General features: G+C 69.2%; 15 protein-coding genes and 1 riboswitch. Of the genes, 12 read left to right on the top strand and 3 right to left on the bottom strand.

Annotated features, from left to right (window positions below; genetic code table 11):
* Window positions 1-16 precede the first annotated feature (16 nt).
* The 7 genes from ABTW65_RS01245 to ribH all read left to right on the top strand — a co-directional run bounded on the left by ABTW65_RS01245 (window position 17) and on the right by ribH (window position 7320).
* Window positions 17-2146: an alpha/beta fold hydrolase gene (locus ABTW65_RS01245; protein ID WP_350657961.1), complete on the top strand. Its 2130-nt coding sequence runs from the start codon at window positions 17-19 to the stop codon at window positions 2144-2146.
* Window positions 2147-2272: 126 nt separating this feature from the next.
* The gene (locus tag ABTW65_RS01250; RefSeq protein ID WP_350657962.1) at window positions 2273-2893 is read left to right on the top strand and encodes an HAD family hydrolase; all 621 of its coding nucleotides are present in this window, start codon (window positions 2273-2275) and stop codon (window positions 2891-2893) included.
* Between the two features lie 28 nt (window positions 2894-2921).
* Window positions 2922-3590 (top strand): ribulose-phosphate 3-epimerase, encoded by a 669-nt coding sequence (gene rpe, locus ABTW65_RS01255; protein WP_350657963.1) that lies wholly within the window; start codon window positions 2922-2924, stop codon window positions 3588-3590.
* Between the two features lie 50 nt (window positions 3591-3640).
* Window positions 3641-3801, top strand: a riboswitch (FMN riboswitch).
* A gap of 90 nt (window positions 3802-3891) precedes the next feature.
* The gene (gene ribD, locus ABTW65_RS01260; protein WP_350657964.1) at window positions 3892-4977 is read left to right on the top strand and encodes a bifunctional diaminohydroxyphosphoribosylaminopyrimidine deaminase/5-amino-6-(5-phosphoribosylamino)uracil reductase RibD; all 1086 of its coding nucleotides are present in this window, start codon (window positions 3892-3894) and stop codon (window positions 4975-4977) included.
* Complete coding sequence (locus ABTW65_RS01265; RefSeq protein WP_350657965.1) at window positions 4977-5573, top strand: riboflavin synthase; 597 nt, start codon at window positions 4977-4979, stop codon at window positions 5571-5573. Before ribD ends, ABTW65_RS01265 begins: the two co-directional genes overlap by 1 nt.
* Before the next feature lie 2 nt (window positions 5574-5575).
* Entirely contained in the window at window positions 5576-6841 is a 1266-nt protein-coding gene (locus ABTW65_RS01270; RefSeq protein ID WP_502890541.1) for a bifunctional 3,4-dihydroxy-2-butanone-4-phosphate synthase/GTP cyclohydrolase II, read from the top strand.
* The gene (gene ribH / locus ABTW65_RS01275; RefSeq protein ID WP_350657968.1) at window positions 6838-7320 is read left to right on the top strand and encodes a 6,7-dimethyl-8-ribityllumazine synthase; all 483 of its coding nucleotides are present in this window, start codon (window positions 6838-6840) and stop codon (window positions 7318-7320) included. Before ABTW65_RS01270 ends, ribH begins: the two co-directional genes overlap by 4 nt.
* Before the next feature lie 14 nt (window positions 7321-7334).
* On the opposite strand, the gene ABTW65_RS01280 is transcribed toward ribH, so the two are convergent.
* On the bottom strand, window positions 7335-7943 hold the full coding sequence (locus ABTW65_RS01280; RefSeq protein WP_350657969.1) for a class I SAM-dependent methyltransferase: 609 nt from the start codon (window positions 7941-7943) through the stop codon (window positions 7335-7337).
* A gap of 444 nt (window positions 7944-8387) precedes the next feature.
* Here ABTW65_RS01280 and ABTW65_RS01285 point away from each other — a divergent pair, with 444 nt between their 5' ends.
* From ABTW65_RS01285 to ABTW65_RS01300, 4 genes are all read left to right on the top strand, one after another.
* A complete protein-coding gene (locus tag ABTW65_RS01285; RefSeq protein WP_350657970.1) occupies window positions 8388-9629 on the top strand; it encodes an HNH endonuclease signature motif containing protein in 1242 nt (413 codons plus the stop codon).
* Between the two features lie 759 nt (window positions 9630-10388).
* Entirely contained in the window at window positions 10389-10745 is a 357-nt protein-coding gene (locus ABTW65_RS01290) for an ArsR/SmtB family transcription factor (protein WP_350657971.1), read from the top strand.
* Window positions 10742-11779 (top strand): cation diffusion facilitator family transporter, encoded by a 1038-nt coding sequence (locus ABTW65_RS01295; protein ID WP_350657972.1) that lies wholly within the window; start codon window positions 10742-10744, stop codon window positions 11777-11779. The genes ABTW65_RS01290 and ABTW65_RS01295 overlap by 4 nt, the downstream gene beginning before the upstream one ends.
* An 11-nt stretch (window positions 11780-11790) precedes the next feature.
* Entirely contained in the window at window positions 11791-12318 is a 528-nt protein-coding gene (locus ABTW65_RS01300; protein WP_350657973.1) for a gamma carbonic anhydrase family protein, read from the top strand.
* Window positions 12319-12339: 21 nt separating this feature from the next.
* Here ABTW65_RS01300 and ABTW65_RS01305 read toward each other — a convergent pair whose 3' ends face one another.
* A complete protein-coding gene (locus tag ABTW65_RS01305) occupies window positions 12340-12960 on the bottom strand; it encodes a hypothetical protein (protein ID WP_350657974.1) in 621 nt (206 codons plus the stop codon).
* The gene (locus ABTW65_RS01310; RefSeq protein ID WP_160023855.1) at window positions 12957-13211 is read right to left on the bottom strand and encodes a helix-turn-helix domain-containing protein; all 255 of its coding nucleotides are present in this window, start codon (window positions 13209-13211) and stop codon (window positions 12957-12959) included. The genes ABTW65_RS01305 and ABTW65_RS01310 overlap by 4 nt, the downstream gene beginning before the upstream one ends.
* 107 nt (window positions 13212-13318) lie before the next feature.
* On the opposite strand from ABTW65_RS01310, the gene ABTW65_RS01315 reads away from it, so the two are divergent.
* Window positions 13319-13582 (top strand): phosphoribosyl-ATP diphosphatase, encoded by a 264-nt coding sequence (locus tag ABTW65_RS01315; protein ID WP_008359350.1) that lies wholly within the window; start codon window positions 13319-13321, stop codon window positions 13580-13582.
* Window positions 13583-13586 lie beyond the last annotated feature (4 nt).

Below are 13586 nucleotides of genomic sequence, written 5' to 3' on the forward strand. Positions count from 1 at the left end.
GGAGGACACTGGAGCCATGAGGGCACGCAAGCCCGACGCCGATGGCTACGTGGAGACAGACGGTGTCAAGGTCTACTACGAGGTCTACGGTGCAGCGACCGCCGGCTCGCGCGACCGCACCATCCTGCTGATGCCGACATGGACGATCATCCACTCCCGTTCCTGGAAGGCGCAGGTCGGCTACCTGGCGCGCCACTTCCGCGTCGTGACCTTCGACGGGCGTGGCAATGGCCGGTCCGACCGGCCGGAAGGCGCCGCGGCGTACACGAACGAGGCGTACGCCGCGGACGCCCTCGCCGTCCTGGACGCCACCGGCACCGACCGTGCCGTCGTCGTGGGGCTGTCGTGCGGGGTCGCGTGGAGCCTGCACCTTGCCGCGGACCACCCGGACCGGGTCGCCGGACTGGTCGCGATCGGGGCGGCCTGCGGTTTCCCGATCGTCCAGGAGCGGGACGCCTTCGTCTGGGACGCCCGCCTCGACACCACGGACGGATGGGCGAAGTACAACCGGAACTACTGGCTCGAGGGCGGCTACGACGATTTCCTCGAGTTCTTCTTCGCCAAGATGTTCCCCGAGCCGCACTCGACCAAACAGATCGAGGACTGCATCGCCTGGGCGCACGAGACGACGCCGCAGGTCGTCGCCGACTCCACGGCGGCAAGGCTAGGGTGCGACGGGGTGACGTGCGCCTCGGTCGAGGAGATCTGTGGCCGCGTCCGGTGCCCGGTACTTGCGATCCACGGGACCGACGACCAGATCCGACCGGTCGCGATCAGCGAGCGCCTCGTCGAGCTCACCGGGGGATCGCTGGTGCTGCTCGAGGGCAGCGGGCACGGCCCGGTGGGCCGCGACCCCGTCAAGATCAATCACCTGATCAAGGACTTCACGGACGCGGTCCACCCCGCGCCGACGGTGAGCCGCACCTGGGTCCGCGCGTCCCGCCGGCCGAAGAAGGTTCTCTACCTCTCCTCGCCGATCGGGCTGGGTCACGCCCGCCGTGACGTCGCGATCGCGCAGGCGATCCGGGAGCGTCACGAGGACATCCAGGTCGACTGGCTCGCCCAGCACCCGGTGACCCGGGTCCTCGAGGCGGCCGGCGAGCGGGTCCACCCAGCCAGCAGGTGGCTCGCCAACGAGTCGCGGCACATCGAGGAGGAGTCGGGCGAGCACGACCTGCACGCTTTCGAGGCGATCCGGCGCATGGACGAGGTCCTCGTCAACAACTTCATGGTCTTCGACGACGTCGTCCGCGACGAGCACTACGACCTCGTCGTCGGTGACGAGGCCTGGGACATCGACCATTTCCTCCACGAGAACCCCGAGCTGAAGCGCTTCGGCTACGCGTGGCTCACCGACTTCGTCGGCTTCCTCCCGATGCCCGACGACAACGAGCGGGCACGATTCGTCATCGCCGACCACAACGCCGAGATGCTCGAGCACGTGGAGCGCCATCCCCGGCTGCGCGACCGCGCGATCTTCGTCGGAAACCCCGAGGACGTCGTGCCCGGGTGCTTCGGCGACGATCTGCCTGAGATCTCCGCCTGGACCCGGCAGCACTACGACTTCAGCGGCTACGTCACCGGGATCGACCCGGGTTCGATCGCCGATAGGGCGCGGCTGAGACGGGAGCTCGGCTGGCGACCTGACGAGCGGGTCTGCGTGGTCACCGTCGGCGGGTCCGGCGTCGGCGGCCACCTGCTCCGTCGGGTTGAAGACGCGTACGACGCCGCCCGCGCAGCCGTGCCGGGCCTGCGGATGATCGTCGTGACGGGACCTCGCCTGGACGCCAGCGTCGTCCGAGCGCGCCCCGGAATCGAGGTGCGCGGCTTCGTCCCCGACCTCTACCGGTTACTCGGCGCCTGCGACCTTGCCGTCGTGCAGGGCGGGCTGACCACCACGATGGAGCTGACCGCCGCCGGCACGCCGTTCATCTACGTGCCGTTGCGCCACCACTTCGAACAGAACATCCACGTACGCCACCGGCTCGAGCAGTACGGCGCCGGCCGCTGTCTCGAGTACGACGAAGTCACCCCCGAGAAGCTCGCGCGAGCGATCGCCGACGAGATCGGCCGCAACAACCACAGCCGACCGGTCGAGACAGACGGCGCCGATCGCGCCGCCGGGCTGATCGCCGACCTTCTCTGACGCCCTCCACTGGGCGGGCCTAAGGTTGGTCCCGCGCACGCGACCCGATCTCGCTCCACGGAGGCTCCGCTGAACACCAACCAGGCACAGAGCAGCTCGTCCGGTCCCTTCCCGGCTGCGATCCTGATGGACATGGACGGCACCCTGGTCGACACCGAGCCCTACTGGATCGCCGCGGAGTACGCCATCGCCGAGCGCTTCGGGGCTACCTGGTCCGAGGAACAGGCGATGGAGCTGGTCGGCAACGCGCTGATCGAGTCGGCGCGGCTGGTCAAGGAGGGCATGGGTCTTCCGCACGAGCCCGAGGAGATCGTCGAGATGCTTCTCGACGGCGTGGTCGAGCAGGTCGAGCGTGAGGTCCCGTGGCGGCCGGGAGCACGCGAGCTGCTCACCGACCTGTTCGAGCAGGGCGTGCCGTGCGCGCTGGTGACGATGTCGTACGCCCGGTTCGTCGGCCCCATCCTCCAGCAGCTCCCGGAGGGCACCTTCAAGGTGATCGTCACCGGCGACATGGTCCGCAACGGCAAGCCCCACCCCGAGCCCTACCTCACCGCGGCCGCCGCGCTCGGGGTCGCCGCCGAAGACACCATCGCGGTCGAGGACTCCAACACCGGAGCCCGCTCCGCCGAGGCCGCCGGCTGCACCGTCCTGGTGGTCGAGAACCACGTCCCCGTCGCCCCTGGCGAGCGCCGGGTCTTCCGCGACACGCTCGAGGGCATGACGTACGCCGACCTGGCTGCCCTCTGACCCCTCGGGGTCATCTAGGGTGCCTTCCGTGGGCCACATCCAGATCACTCCGTCCATCCTGAACGCCGACTTCGCCGCCCTCGGGGCCGAGGTTGCCCGGATTCCCAGCGCCGACTGGGTGCACGTCGACGTGATGGACAACCACTTCGTGCCCAACCTGACCTTCGGACCGGCGATGATCGAGGCGCTGGCGCGGTCCACGTCCGTGCCGCTCGATGCGCATCTGATGATCGAGAACGCCGACCGCGAGGCCCCGGCCTACGTCGAGGCCGGTTGCGGTTCGGTGACCTTCCACGTCGAGGCAACCAAGGCGCCGGTCCGGCTGGCCCGCGAGATCCGCGCCAAGGGCGCCCGGGCCTCGATGGCGCTCAAGCCGGTGACCCCGATCGAGCCGTACGAGGACATGCTGGCCGAGCTCGACATGGTGCTGCTGATGACCGTCGAGCCTGGGTTCGGCGGGCAGAAGTTCCTCGACCTGGTGCTGCCCAAGATCCGCCGGACCCGTTCGCTGATGGACAAGCACGGTGTCGAGACCTGGCTGCAGGTCGACGGCGGGGTCTCGCTCGAGACCATCGAGCGCTGCGCCGAGGCGGGGGCCGACGTCTTCGTCGCCGGCTCGGCCGTCTACTCGGCCGCCGACCCGGATGCGATGGTCAACGCGCTGCGCGGCAAGGCCGTCTCAGCAGTCGACGCCTGATCCGGTGTCGTGCCACGTGTGTGGCACACTGGTCGTAGACGAGCTTGTGCTCGCGTGCTCTGGGGTCGGTGAAATTCCGAGCCGGCGGTGACTGGATCCCTCTACAGATTGTGGGGTTCAGAAGTCCGCGACCCGATGGCAGCCAGTCATCGGTTGACCAAGTGTGAATCTTGGACCGACGGTTAAAGTCCGGATGGGAAGACGCACGCAGCCCGATTCGTCGTGACCACCCTGAGACCAGGGCGCGGCGCGATGTTTCGGCCTGACCCCGGAGTCCGTGAGACGGACCAGAGGGGATCAGATGAAGTGCTTGGACCAGCGTGACCCGGAGCCGGGAGCGATGCGTCGCGCCCTGGACCTGGCCGCTGCGATCGGCGCCCCGGGACCTGCCATCTACCCGAACCCGCGGGTGGGCTGCGTACTCCTGGCGCCTGACGGATCGATGATCGCCGAGGGCTATCACCGCGGGCCCGGCACGCCTCACGCCGAGGTCGATGCGCTGGCCGGCGCGGGGGAGGCCGCTCGGGGAGCGACCGCAGTCGTGACGCTCGAGCCGTGCAACCACACCGGCCGCACCGGCCCCTGCTCGCAGGCGCTGATCGAGGCCGGTGTCGCCCGCGTCGTCTTCGCGCAGTCCGACCCCAACCCGGTCGCCGCCGGTGGCGCCGCCACGCTGAAGCAGGCGGGCATCGAGGTCGAGCAGGGCCTGTACGCAGCGGAGTCCCGTGAGCTCAACCGGGTCTGGACCCGGGCGGCCGAGCTGCAGCGCCCCTACGTCACCTGGAAGTTCGCCACCACGCTCGACGGGCGCAGCGCCGCCGCCGACGGCACGAGTCGCTGGGTCTCCTCGCGCGCCGCGCGGCTGGACACCCACAAGCTGCGGGCGCTGAGCGACACGATGCTGGTCGGGACCAACACGGTCGCGGTCGACGACCCCGCGCTGACGGTCCGAGACCTGGAGGACCGGCCGGTCGGCGTACAGCCTCTCCGGGTCGTCATGGGGAAGCGCGACCTCCCCGAGGACCGCCGGATCTTCGACGCGCAGGCGCCGTCCCTCCACCTCCGCACGCGCGACCCGCACGAGGCCCTGGCCGCCCTGTGGGAGCGCGAGCGCCGCCATGTCTTTCTCGAGGGTGGGCCGACGCTGGCCGCGGCCTTCCTGGAGGCGGACCTCGTGGACGAGATCGTCGTCTATGTCGCCCCGTTCCTGCTCGGCGCAGGCCGCCCGGCCGTCGCCGACCTCGGGATCACCACCATCTCCGACGCCTTCCGGCCGCGGGTGCGCTCTGTCGACGTGCTCGCCCCAGCCGCACCGGGCGAGGAGCCGAACGTTCGCCTGATTTTAGAACCACACAGCATTCTGGAACCGCAGAAAGGGGAGCAGTGATGTTCACCGGGATTGTTGAGGAGCTCGGCACCGTCGCCGGGATCGAGGACCAGGGCGACGCCGTACGCCTGACCATCTCCGCCGCCACCGTGCTGTCGGACGCAGAGCTGGGCGCCTCCATCGCGGTCAACGGCTGCTGCCTGACCGTCGCCACCTTGGGGGAGTCGCAGTGGACTGCCGATGTGATGCTGGAGACGCTCAAGCGCACCAGCCTGCACGCGCTCTCCGTCGGCGACCAGGTCAACCTGGAGCGCGCGGTCACCCCAAGCACCCGGCTCGGGGGCCACATCGTTCAGGGCCATGTCGACGGTGTCGGGCGCGTCGTCTCGCGTGAGCCCAGCGAGCACTGGGAGGTCGTCACGATCTCGCTCGATCCTGAGTTGGCTCGCTATGTCGTCGAGAAGGGCTCGATCGCGGTCGACGGGATCAGCCTCACCGTCGTCTCCGTGACCGACGACGCCTTCACGGTCAGCCTCATCCCCGAGACCCTGGCGCGTACGTCGCTGGGGTTCCGGGCCGTCGGCGACGAGGTCAACCTCGAGACCGACATCATCGCCAAGCACGTCGAAAAGCTTCTGGGAGGGGTTCGGCCGTGAGTATCGAGCACAGCAGCATCGAGAACGGCAGCGAGCAGTACGTGGGGGTCCGCCTGGATCCGGTCGAGAACGCGATCGCCGACCTGGCGGCCGGCAAGCCGGTCGTGGTCGTCGACGACGAGGACCGGGAGAACGAGGGCGACCTGATCTTCTCCGCCGAGCTGGCGACGCCGGAGGTGATGGCGTTCGCGATCCGCTGGTCCTCCGGCGTGATCTGCGTGGCGCTGCCGGGGGAGCGGCTCGACGCCCTCGACCTGCCGCCGATGACCCGTGTCAACGAGGACCGCAAGCAAACGGCGTACGCAGTCTCGGTCGACGCCCGCGAGGGAGTCTCGACCGGCATCTCGGCGGCCGACCGGGCGCTCACGACCCGGCTGCTCGCCGGTCCGTCGTCGGTGGCCGGGGACCTGACCCGGCCCGGCCACGTCTTCCCGTTGCGGGCACGCGACGGGGGAGTGCTGGTGCGCGTCGGTCACACCGAGGCCGCTGTCGACCTGACCCGGCTGGCCGGTCTGGAGCCAGCCGGTGCGCTGGTCGAGCTGGTCAACGATGACGGCACCATGCAGCGCGCCCCGCAGCTGCGGGAGTTCGCCGACGAGCACGGTCTCGCGATGATCTCGATCGCCGACCTGGTCACCTACCGGCGGCGTACCGAGGTGCTGGTCGAGCGGAGCGCGGTGACGCGGCTGCCTACCGAGTTCGGTGACTTCACCGCGTACGGCTATCGCACCATCGACGACGACGTCGAGCACGTCGCGCTGGTCTACGGGGACATCGCCGGATGCGATCCGGTGCTCGCGCGAGTGCACTCGGAGTGTCTGACCGGGGATGTGTTCGGCTCGAGGCGCTGCGACTGCGGCCCGCAGCTGCGGGAGGCTCTCTCGCGGATCGCGGCGGAGGGCTGCGGTGTGGTCGTCTACCTGCGCGGACACGAGGGCCGCGGGATCGGGCTGCTCGCCAAGCTGCAGGCCTACCAGCTCCAGGACGGCGGTCGCGACACCGTCGACGCCAACCTCGATCTCGGTCTGCCGGCCGACGCGCGACACTACGGCGCCGCCTCCCAGATCCTGCGCGACCTCAAGGTCGACTCCGTACGCCTGATGACCAACAACCCCGAGAAGGTGAGTCACCTCGAGGCGTACGGTGTCGAGGTCGCCGAGCGGGTCCCGCTCACCCCGCGACCCAACGAGCACAACCTCGCCTACCTGCTGACCAAGCGTGACCGGATGGGTCACGCGCTTCCCGATCTGTCTGAGGAGAACCGATGAGTGGCAAGGGAGCCCCGACCCCCGAGGTCGTCGACGCGAGCGATCTGCGAGTCGCCGTCGTGGCCGCACGCTGGCACGACGAGGTGATGGCCGGCCTGCTGAACGGCGCCGAACGAGCGCTGAAGGACGCCGCCGTCGGCGGCCTGACCGTCGTCCGAGTGCCGGGCGCCTTCGAACTCCCCGTCGCCGCGGCCGCGCTCGCCAAGTCGGGCTACGACGCCATCGTCGCGCTCGGGGTCGTCATCCGTGGCGGCACCCCGCACTTCGACTACGTCTGCTCGGCCGCGACCGACGGGCTGAACCGGATCGCGATCGACCACCTCATCCCCGTGGGTTTCGGCCTGCTGACCTGCGACAACGAGGAGCAGGCGCTCGACCGGGCCGGGCTCGAGGGGTCCAGCGAGGACAAGGGCTACGAGGCCGCCGCGGCGGCCATGGAGACCGCGCTCGCCCTGCGCGACTGCGTACGCCACTACTGACGATCACGGGCTCGTCACTCGGTGCGCGTCGCGACCAGGTCGCCATGGCGGCGGCGCGCACCCGGGTCCTGCCGGACTGACGCCTGCTCGACGACGAACCCGTACGGCGCCAGCAGGTCCCCGAGTGCCTCGGCGGACCAGTAATACGCCGTGTGCACCGCGTGGTCGAACGCCTCGCCGGGTTCGCCGTCGAAGAAGCCGATCAGGATTGATCCGTCGGGCGTGAGCACGCGGGCGAACTCGTCGAGGATCGCGGGAAGATCGGCGGGTGGGGTGTGGATGATCGAGTACCACGCCAGGATGCCGCCGACCGACCTGTCCTCCAGCGGGAGCGCGGCCAGGTCCGCTCGCTCGAAGCTGACCTCTGGATACCGCGCTCGTGCGGCGCTGACGAACTCGGCTGAGGCATCAACGCCGACCACCTCGCGTACGCCGCGCGTGGTGAGCTCCTGGCTCCAGAGTCCGGGGCCGCAGCCGGCGTCTAGGAGGCGACCTGTCGTGGTGTCTCGCCAGGTGGTGATCGTTTTGTGGTCGCGCTCGGCGAGCTTGTCGATCGTTCCGAACAGGTCGATGTACTCAGCTGCGCGGCCGTCGTAGGCTGCGCCGATCTCTGTCATGGTCATCGGTGACAGAGGGTAGCGGGGTTTGACTGCGGGCCCTTGTGGTCTGTGAGGACTTCCAGCGTGGGTGGGGCCAATACCGGGATTGGGTTGGGAGATTTAGAAGCAGGGTGCCTGGGTTGGGTGCCATTTACCTGTCTTGCTGACTACCAGCAGCGGTCTGGGTTTTGTTGGGGATATCTGTCCCTGACTGGGTTTGGGTTCATTGGTTTTGCGTTGTGTGATAGGCTCGGCACAAGCGTAAACGTGAAGGCCGACCACCTCGAAAGAGGCGTGCCCTATCCATCCGAGACACAACGGGTGTGGGGTAATCCAGGGGAACCAGGGGCGTGAACGCTGAGCTGCGAGGGTAAGTAATAGCCCGTACTCCGGGCCTCCGAGACCAGCGAACCAGAACATATCCGCGTGCGCGGGTGTGGAGAGTTCGTACGTCGGGAGGTGACCGTGATGACCACGCTGCAACAGCCACAACACCCTGTGCTGGAGGCAGTGGTCGCGATCACCGCCTCCCTCGGCCAGGTCTCTGAGGCGAACCCGGCGTTCATGGCCACCGACCAGAAGGCCGCCACCTTGGTCGAGATCGCCCGGGCCAAGGCCCAGCTGGCGGAACTCGAACTGCGTGTGTTCGCCGCCGCAGACGACGTCGCGGCCGAGAGCGCGGCCCGGGATGTCGCGGCGTGGCTCCATCACCACACCCACCAGCGGCCCGAGGCCCTGCGCGCCGACCTCCGTCTCGCCCAGGCACTGGACCGGACTTACACGCTGGTCGCGGCCGCGATGCGCGCCGGCGCCTGCAACCCGGCCCAGGCCCACGTCATCGTCGACGCCCTCGACGACCTCCCCGCTGACCTCGATCCCGAGATCAAGACCAAGGCCGAAGATGCGTTGGTCGTCTACGCGCGCGAGTTCGATCCCACCCAGCTCCGCCGTCTCGGGTGCCGGATCTTGGATCTGATCGCCCCCGAGATCGCCGAGGCCGAGGAAGCCAAACGCCTCGCTGCCGAGGAAGCCCACGCCCGCAAGAAGACCCGCCTGGCGATGCGGCGGCTCGGGGACGGCACCACCCGCATCTCCGCGGTCGTCCCGGATGCTGCCGCGGACCGGCTGGCCACCAACCTGGAAGCCTTCGCCTCACCCCGCCGCGACGACGGAACCCGCACCGACACCGGGGACTACCTGCCCTATGACCGGCGCCTGGGCGGGGCGTTCTGCCAGCTCCTCGAGACCCTCGACCCGACCCGGCTCCCCATCCACGGCGGCGACGCGACCACCGTGATCGTGACCATCGACATCGACCAGCTCCGCAAGGAAGCCGGCATCGCCCAGATCCTCGGCGGTACCCCGATCACTGCGGCCGAGGCCCGGCGGCTGGCCTGCACCGCCAACATCATTCCCGCGGTCCTCGGGGGCGACTCTGAGGTCCTCGACCTGGGCCGCAAGGAACGCTTCTTCACCGCCGCCCAACGCCGAGCCCTCCTGCTCAGGTCGGCGACCTGCGAGGCCGAAGGCTGTGACATCCCCGGCACCTGGGCCGAAGCCCACCACTGGCTCGCCTGGGCCCAAGGCGGGGCGACTGATCTCGACAACGCCGCCCTGCTCTGCAGTCATCACCACCACCGCGCCCACGACGCCGCCTACCTCCACGAACGCCTCCCCAACGGCGACATCCGCTTCACCAGACGCACATAGACCGACCGATCACAGCAATTCACCCCACCCGCCGAGCGGACGACCCCCGCTTGGCCATGCCGAGTCGGCGCGTCTGCCCCGCGCCGCGGCGCTGAGTCGGCGCGTCTGTCTCGGCCTGTGGCGCTGAGTCGGCGCGTCTGTCTCGGCCTGTGATGCTGAGTCGGCGCGTCTGCCTCACTTCCAAGGCGCCGAACTACCCACGGAGCCGGGATCGATCGTGCCATGCGGGGCGCGGGCCATGCCCCCTGCCTGGGTGATCGCAGGTGTGTGGGCGAGGTCGTCGAAACCGTGCCACCCACGCGGCCGGCGCCGGCATCCAACTGCCCCTGCGTACGTGGCGTACCGACGGCCCGCCGGTCTGTGCCCACGGCGATACCACCGTGACGTTCGGTGTCTCGGCCGACCCCGCTCGGCTCCAACAGCATCCTCCCGGTCCGCACCGGCGCCGTATCTGGTCCGGGCGACGCTGCCATCGGCGCCCTGCTCGCCTGGGTGGCGGTGGCCAACTGGAGCGCCGCGCCCCAGACGCCGGCCAGATCACCAGCTCGAACCCAGCCTCGGTCACCGCCTCTGCCACGGGGCGCCGCCGCACACTTCGCGGCTTCACACCTCCAGGGCGTGAATCGCTCCTGCTCGGCTGCTGCGAGTCCTCGCGTCCGCTCCACATTGCGTGAGGCAGACGCGCCGACTGGGCGGTGTGGTCCGGGACAGATGCGCCGACTCGGCGGTGTGGTCCGGTCTTATTGCTACAATTTGCGCATGCATGCAAATACGCAACCTCCGGTGTGGGGGGACGACGTCGTCACTCTTGCCGTCGAGGTGCTCCGGATGTTGGCGGATCCGACGCGTCTGCAGATGGCTGGGCTGTTGCTGGATGAGGAGCGGTCGGTCTCTGAGCTTGCCTCGATGTTGGACAAGCCGGTGCCGGGGGTGTCGCAGCATCTGGCGAAGATGCGGATGGCTCGGCTGGTGACGACGCGGAAGGAGGGGACCTCGGTGCTCTACCGCGTCGAGAACGGGCATGTGCGCCAGCTGGTCCTCGACACGATCGGGCACGTGGAGCATCTCCTGGACCAGGTCCCGGCGCACCACCGGTCCGGGGAGGAGTCGGTATGACCCATACGTTGCACGATCACCCACGCGACCATGCCCACGACAGCCACGGACACGGCCACGATCACAGCCACGCGCACGATGGGCGGTGGGCTCGATTCCGGCATGCGGTCTCGGACGTCTTCGGGGCTCACTCCCACGATGCCGCGGACCAGATCGACGAGGCGCTGGAGGCTGACGTACGTGGCCGGCGGGCGCTGTGGATCAGTCTCGGTGTGCTGGCACTGACCGCGGGGCTGCAGGCCGTGGTGGTGGCCCTGACCGGGTCGGTGGCGCTGCTGGGGGACACGCTCCACAATGTCGCCGACGCGCTGACGGCGGTGCCGTTGCTCGTCGCGTTCTGGCTCGCTCGGCGTCCGGCCAACGACCGGTTCACCTATGGGTACGGCCGGGCCGAGGATCTCGCCGGGCTCTTCGTGGTCGCCATGATCGCGCTGTCCAGCATCCTGGCGGGTTGGGAGGCCATCGACCGGCTCTTCCATCCACGCGAGGTCGAGCATGTCTGGGCGGTTGCGGCGGCCGGGGTGGTCGGGTTCCTGGGCAACGAGATCGTCGCGCGCTACCGGATCCGGGTGGGCCGCCAGATCGGGTCGGCCGCCTTGGTCGCCGACGGGCTCCACGCGCGTACGGACGGGTTCACCTCGCTGGCCGTGGTCCTCGGTGCTGCCGGGGTCGCGGTCGGGATGCCGTGGGCCGACCCGGTGATCGGGCTGCTGATCGCTGTCGCGATCCTCGGCGTACTGCGCTCGGCGCTCAAGCAGGTCGGCGCTCGGCTGATGGACGCGGTCACCCCGGATGACGTACGCAGGGCGAGGGAGGCGGTCGGCACGGTGGACGGCGTGCTCGAGGTCCGCAGCCTGAGGCTACGGTGGATCGGGCACGCCCTCCACGCCGACGGCGACATCACCGTGCTCGCCGACCTCCCCGTCTCCGCTGGCCACGACATCGCCCACCATGCCGAGGAGCACCTCCTGGAGGCGCTGCCGCGGCTGACCAGTGTGGTCCTCCACGTCAGCCCCGACGGCGCGCACGCCTAGGATCTGCGTCGATGAACATCTTCGAATTCGACGGCAAGAGTCCGCAGATCCATCCCGACGCCTGGGTGGCGCCGACAGCGACGCTGATCGGTGACGTACGCCTCGGGGCCAACGCCAGTGTTTGGTACGGCGCCGTGCTGCGTGCCGACGTCGGGCCGATCATCATCGGCGAGGGCTCCAACGTGCAGGACAACTCGGTGCTGCACGTACGCCCCGGTTCCTCGCTGGAGATGGGGGCCCACAGCACGGTCGCGCACGGCTGCGTGGTGCATGGTGACCGGATCGGGACCGGGTCGCTGATCGGCAACGGGGCAGTGGTCTCCGACGCCGTGGTCATCGGCGACGGCTGCCTGATCGCCGCCGGCGCGATGGTGGTCGAGGGGACCGAGGTGCCCGACCACAGCCTGGTGATGGGCGTGCCGGCGAAGATCCGCGGCACGATCGAGCCCGGCACCAACCCCGCGGCGATCCTCGAGCTCAACGCGCCCGGCTACGTCGAGTTCATGAAGCTGCACCGCGCGACCGTACGTCCCGTATAACCCTCAACCTGAGGTTGAGGCTCAGTCGGCGCCGCAGGCCACGCAGTGCAGCGAGCCGACCCTGCGGTCGGCGTCGCAGGTCGCGCACGGGGCGATGGTCTCGCGGCCGCAACCCTCGCAGTGCTTGCCGCGGACTGGGTAGCCGCAGTAGGGGCAGTCGCCCTTGCGAACGCGCATGGCCGGGATCCGCTTGGCCAGGAGCCGCTGGACGGCGACGAACACGCCGACGGTGGCCGCGGCGCCGAACAGCGACAGGATGAGCGGGCCGAAGTCGGCGTACTCGAAGGTGTAGTGGAAGGCGAAGACCAGGGCCATGATCACCCCGGTCGCGGCGAGCGCGAAGCCGAGCGGGAGGAAGCGAGAGCCGCTGCGGCGCAGCCGGTAGAGGACCCAGAACCCGATCAGGCAGAGCAGGATGATGAAGCCGAGGCGGATGCCGATCTGGATGGCTTCATGGCCGGGGATCTCGCACGCCGTCTGGCCGTTGTTGCACTGGTCCCAGTCCATGTAGAGCGGCCACCAGCCGGCGACCTTGACGTAGAACCACACGGTGCCGACGAGCAGGAAGGCGGTCAGCGCGAGCGCCAAGAACCGCTCGCTGCGGGTCGACTCGACCTCGTCGGCGGAAATAGGGGTCTTCATGGCGTACTCCTGTGGGCTCGGGTGCGGGGGTGGAAGCCGACCTCGAGGCGGCAGTCGAGAGCGGCGGCCACCCGGAGGAGCGTGTCGATCTTTGGTGGGCGGGACCCGGACTCCAACCGTGCGATCGCCGACTGCGTCGTGCCGCAGAGCTCGGCGAGCTCGCGCTGGGACAGGCCTCGCGCGACCCGGTGCTCGGTGACCTGCGCGGCGATCCCGACGTAGAACGCGGTGTCCTCGTCGTCGGTGCTCATGAAATCGAAGGTATCGCAGTTCTGCTATGACTGTCCATAGCAAGACTGCTATCGATGCGGTGAGACGATTCGGGGGCGGGGTCGCGTACGGCCTAGGCTTGACGCTCGTGAAGACGTTCGACGAGCTCTGGGCCGAGCTGAGTGAGAAGGCCCGGACCCGACCTGAAGGATCCGGCACCGTGGCACAGCTCGACGCCGGGGTCCATGCGATCGGGAAGAAGCTGGTCGAGGAGGCCGCCGAGTCCTGGATGGCGGCCGAGTACGAGGGCAAGGAAGCGACCGCGGAGGAGATCTCCCAGCTGCTCTACCACGCCCAGGTGCTCATGCTCGCCAGCGGAATCTCGATCGACGACGTCTACTCACACCTGTAGGGAA

This window comes from Nocardioides sp. NPDC127503, assembly GCF_040302165.1.
GTDB lineage: Bacteria > Actinomycetota > Actinomycetes > Propionibacteriales > Nocardioidaceae > Nocardioides.

What these genes read in the sequence shown, in the direction of transcription:
- ABTW65_RS01245 (WP_350657961.1), top strand. Translation starts at nt 17, where the DNA reads ATGAGGGCACGCAAGCCCGACGCCGATGGCTACGTGGAGACAGACGGT.
- ABTW65_RS01250 (WP_350657962.1), top strand. Translation starts at nt 2,273, where the DNA reads ATGGACATGGACGGCACCCTGGTCGACACCGAGCCCTACTGGATCGCC.
- ribD (WP_350657964.1), top strand. Translation starts at nt 3,892, where the DNA reads ATGAAGTGCTTGGACCAGCGTGACCCGGAGCCGGGAGCGATGCGTCGC.
- ABTW65_RS01265 (WP_350657965.1), top strand. Translation starts at nt 4,977, where the DNA reads ATGTTCACCGGGATTGTTGAGGAGCTCGGCACCGTCGCCGGGATCGAG.
- ribH (WP_350657968.1), top strand. Translation starts at nt 6,838, where the DNA reads ATGAGTGGCAAGGGAGCCCCGACCCCCGAGGTCGTCGACGCGAGCGAT.
- ABTW65_RS01280 (WP_350657969.1), bottom strand. Translation starts at nt 7,943, where the DNA reads ATGACCATGACAGAGATCGGCGCAGCCTACGACGGCCGCGCAGCTGAG.
- ABTW65_RS01285 (WP_350657970.1), top strand. Translation starts at nt 8,388, where the DNA reads ATGACCACGCTGCAACAGCCACAACACCCTGTGCTGGAGGCAGTGGTC.
- ABTW65_RS01290 (WP_350657971.1), top strand. Translation starts at nt 10,389, where the DNA reads ATGCATGCAAATACGCAACCTCCGGTGTGGGGGGACGACGTCGTCACT.
- ABTW65_RS01295 (WP_350657972.1), top strand. Translation starts at nt 10,742, where the DNA reads ATGACCCATACGTTGCACGATCACCCACGCGACCATGCCCACGACAGC.
- ABTW65_RS01300 (WP_350657973.1), top strand. Translation starts at nt 11,791, where the DNA reads ATGAACATCTTCGAATTCGACGGCAAGAGTCCGCAGATCCATCCCGAC.
- ABTW65_RS01305 (WP_350657974.1), bottom strand. Translation starts at nt 12,960, where the DNA reads ATGAAGACCCCTATTTCCGCCGACGAGGTCGAGTCGACCCGCAGCGAG.
- ABTW65_RS01310 (WP_160023855.1), bottom strand. Translation starts at nt 13,211, where the DNA reads ATGAGCACCGACGACGAGGACACCGCGTTCTACGTCGGGATCGCCGCG.